The organism is Desulfosarcina sp. (genome assembly GCF_033791525.1).
GTDB lineage: Bacteria > Desulfobacterota > Desulfobacteria > Desulfobacterales > Desulfosarcinaceae > Desulfosarcina.
Genome location: NZ_JASJGN010000404.1, coordinates 1 through 3,788, shown reverse-complemented (window position 1 = coordinate 3,788; position 3,788 = coordinate 1). Strand labels below are relative to the sequence as shown.

Genomic DNA, 3,788 nt, shown 5'->3' with positions numbered 1-3,788 from the left:
GGAAGAGTTCCTCTGGATTGTCCTGATGGTGGTGCTGGCAGCCGCGGCAGGCATATATTTCATGGCAAGATACAAATCTGCCGCCTGAGGCCTGAATTCGATAAAAGGAAAAGAATATGGAGAAGTGGGAAAGTCGATCTCTTCCGACTCTAATGGCAATTTTTACCGCATTCTACCTGTTGGGTTGTGCCATGACGAGTTCAAAGTAAAAAGCCTTCGATGCGGAAAATCTTCTTGCGTCCGCCAGTTTCACGTCCAGGGTCGCTGATACCGCCGAAAAACTCGAAAAGTTGAACAAACTGCCACAGCGCAAACTGCTGCGGCATAGTCGGCAGGACAAGGTGACCTATCTTTACACCGATGTGGTTGCGTGCATATACGTCTACTTGGGAGATGAAGCCGCGTATCAACGTCTCCGACGTTTGGCGTATAGCGAAAAATTGACGGCCAAACAGGAAAAAGGCATCTGGTCAACAACCTTCGCTAGTGAAGAGGCAGATTTAGGCACTTTCAGTGATATTTGCTTTGCGTGACCTGGCAGGCATCGGTTGGCCTTGGGTACCAGTTCAAGCACTTCGATATCGTTGCCGGCTATCGGTATCTGGAGTGGGAATTTAACGACAGTCCTGCGTTCGACAACATTGATTTCAATGGTCCGTTTGCCGGCATCAAATTTTTATTTTAGGATATGAGTTTGCCATGCTGTGAAGCAGAATTAGGATACATCAAAGCCATAGAAATGGTTAAAATGAAATGAGGAAATCGGAAATGCTTGTGTTCACTATTCCAGCCCGTATGAAATGTATACTGACACTTCAGAATAACTTATCATAACGATAGGAGTGGACTCATGGGGATGACCCTGTTCTGGTTCCTGCACCTCTTCATTCAGATCGCACTCATCGTCAGGGTACTGCTGCGGCCCCACCGGGATCCGGCGTCACGGATCGCCTGGATCGTTGTCATCATGGCCCTTCCAATGGCCGGGATCCTGGCTTACCTCCTGCTGGGTGAAACCAACATTGGCCGGCGCCGTGTGGTACGGTCGCGCGACGCCCTCTCCCGCTTGCCGGATGTGACTGACACACCGGGATGGGACGTAGCGGATCTGAAAACCGATGTGCCGCAACAATACCGGCATCTTTTCCAAGTTGGAAAATCCATTAACGGGTTCGACCCTGTCGGTGGCAACCGGGCGCAATTAATGCCGGATTCAAACGCCAACATCGACAGTATGGTGACCGACATCGATGCCGCCAAAGACCACGTCCACCTGCTGTTTTACATCTGGCTGCCGGACAACAACGGTCGCAAGGTCGTCCAGGCGCTCAAGCGCGCGGCTGCCCGCGGGGTCACCTGCCGTGCCATGGTGGACGGCCTGGGGTCGCGCACCATGGTCCATTCGCAGCACTGGAAGGCCATGCGCAAAGCGGGGGTCCACCTGGCAGTTGCCCTGCCCATCGGCAATCCGTTGCTGCGGCCCCTGAAGGGGCGTATCGACCTGCGCAACCACCGCAAGATCGTCGTCATCGACAATGCCATCACTTATTGCGGGAGCCAGAACTGTGCCGACCCCGAGTTTCTGGTCAAGGCCAAATATGCGCCCTGGGTGGACGCCGTGATGCGCTTTGAAGGGCCGATTGCCCGCCAGAAGCAGCAGCTGTTCATCGGTGACTGGACGGCGGAAACGGGCGAAGAAATCAGTGATCTGTTAAAACAACCGCTTCCGCAGGCGCAGCCCGGGTTTACCGCTCAGGTGATCGGAACCGGACCGACCATCCGTTTTTCCGCCATGCCCGAGATGTTCGAGACGCTCATGTACACCGCCCGCCGCAAACTTGTCATCTCGACGCCATACTATGTTCCCGATGAAGCCATGCAGGCCGCTTTGTGTGCGAGTGCCCGCCGCGGGGTGGATACGATCATCATTTTTCCTGCGAGGAACGACTCGTGGATTGTCGGTGCGGCCAGTCGCAGCTATTACGAAGACCTGCTGGCCGCAGGAGTCAACATATTCGAATACCAGGGTGGGTTGCTGCACACCAAGTCGTTGACTCTGGACGATGACATCACGCTGATCGGTTCCGCCAACATGGACCGTCGCAGCTTCGAACTCAACTACGAGAACAATATCCTTCTTTGTGATAGCGCGATGACGGCCGACATGCGTGAACGCCAGGCCAGCTACATCGCCAGTTCCAAACCGGTTACACTTGAAATGGTGGCAAACTGGACCTGGCAGCATCGGTTGGGTAACAACGCCACGGCCATGCTGGGGCCTGTGCTGTGAATGATGTATGTGAGAGGGGTTTGGGGTCAAGTCTGCTTTTGACTTTTGAGTATGCGTTTCATCAATTGTTCAACGCGTTTTCTAAGTTTCGGATCTTCATCAATCTGCTGTCTCATCCGTTCAATGCTGCTGCTGACTGAACTATATTTTTGAATGTCGTATTGGTTCCCGATCTCCTTGAGTGTGTCATGGCGCAACATGCGCACCAGGTAAATAGCAGAATTTCTTGGCTCATTGAACACACCCCGTTGGGACTTAAACAGACCATCCGGTTCAATTTTGTAAAAACTGCAAATGATTTGATTAATCAATTCCACCGAAGGAGCGAGCGTTTTGGCTTCAGGCACATCCTCGTTGTGCTTTAGCGCATAATAGTTCCCTTTAATCCAGTCCAGGAAATCCTTGGGTCCTATTACGGACGGCCATTTTTTTCCGTCAATGACGGCTGACAATTCATCATCATCTGGAGCGGTCATGAACCGGTGATATCTGGATATCTGCGTTTTTCTGTTCTTTGTTAACAGCGAATAGATGAACGCTTTATTGAGCCATTCCCATTTTTTAGAGATTGACAGATAGGCCTTGTGGCTGCTCCAGGGGTAATCTTCCGGCTTTTCGGCAAGGCCCGCTTTGACCGGATTGCGATGGATGTAACTGACAAGCCGCAACAGATAGTCATCGGCACTGACTAAAATTGCCTTGTACCGCCCCCTGAAAAGTTGCCCTTCGCTTCGATGAAGACTGTTGAAGCGTTGGGTGTACACACCGTTGATATGGCGCATGCAGCGGGAAATATTGGCATCAGGGGTTTGGACAAGCAGATGATAGTGGTTGGGCATCAGGCAGTAGGCGGATATGCGCAGGTTCCACATCTTTGTGGAATCGATCATTACCTGGATGAAGGCCTGATAGTCGTCTTTGTCGAAAAAGACCTTTTCAGACCTTCTCCCCCGGTTCATGACATGATACCAGGCATCCGAGTATTCAATTCTTAGGGGGCGAGACATAAGAGGGAGGTTAACACGATATCAAGAAAGAGTCAAAAGCAGACTTGACCCCTTTATTTTCTCTGCTGCAGGGTTAAGTCCATGATTGGTGTTTGGATGATTCGGTATTTTTTTTCCGTGGGTTATTACCTTTGTTTGCTATCCATGCCTGATATTGTTGTAATTTCTCACCGAAAAAACAAGCCTGTTAATCGTTAGTACGCTTATATCCTTATGAAATTTTTGCATTCAAAAACCGACGCGAAAAAAGTAAAAGTTGTGGTACAGATCATGCTGTGAGAGGTGGAAGGGCTGTGAATTACTGTGAAGGTGCGTCAGCATCAGTTCACCTGTTAGCGAGGAGACTTCGGTGAAAAAAAGTCCACTTTTTGCAAAGCATGCGACGAATTCCAGTCAGTCGGACTAACGGCGCAATATTTGGTGCAGCTATTACCATTTTTTCATGGCGGAGGCTGCAAATCAATTTTTCTTTCTTAGCTGCAGCATTTGCC

At 50.6% G+C, this 3,788-nt stretch carries 3 protein-coding genes; 1 reads left to right on the top strand and 2 read right to left on the bottom strand.

Features of this window, described 5'->3' with window-relative positions; genetic code table 11:
- Positions 1-200 precede the first annotated feature (200 nt).
- A complete protein-coding gene (locus QNK41_RS19815) occupies positions 201-410 on the bottom strand; it encodes a hypothetical protein (protein WP_319260588.1) in 210 nt (69 codons plus the stop codon).
- 440 nt (positions 411-850) lie between these two features.
- Here QNK41_RS19815 and cls point away from each other — a divergent pair, with 440 nt between their 5' ends.
- Positions 851-2,290: a cardiolipin synthase gene (gene cls, locus QNK41_RS19810; RefSeq protein WP_319260586.1), complete on the top strand. Its 1,440-nt coding sequence runs from the start codon at positions 851-853 to the stop codon at positions 2,288-2,290.
- A gap of 26 nt (positions 2,291-2,316) precedes the next feature.
- On the opposite strand, the gene QNK41_RS19805 is transcribed toward cls, so the two are convergent.
- A complete protein-coding gene (locus QNK41_RS19805; protein ID WP_319260583.1) occupies positions 2,317-3,297 on the bottom strand; it encodes an REP-associated tyrosine transposase in 981 nt (326 codons plus the stop codon).
- Positions 3,298-3,788: the final 491 nt, after the last annotated feature.

What these genes read in the sequence shown, in the direction of transcription:
- QNK41_RS19805 (WP_319260583.1), bottom strand. Translation starts at nt 3,297, where the DNA reads ATGTCTCGCCCCCTAAGAATTGAATACTCGGATGCCTGGTATCATGTC.
- cls (WP_319260586.1), top strand. Translation starts at nt 851, where the DNA reads ATGGGGATGACCCTGTTCTGGTTCCTGCACCTCTTCATTCAGATCGCA.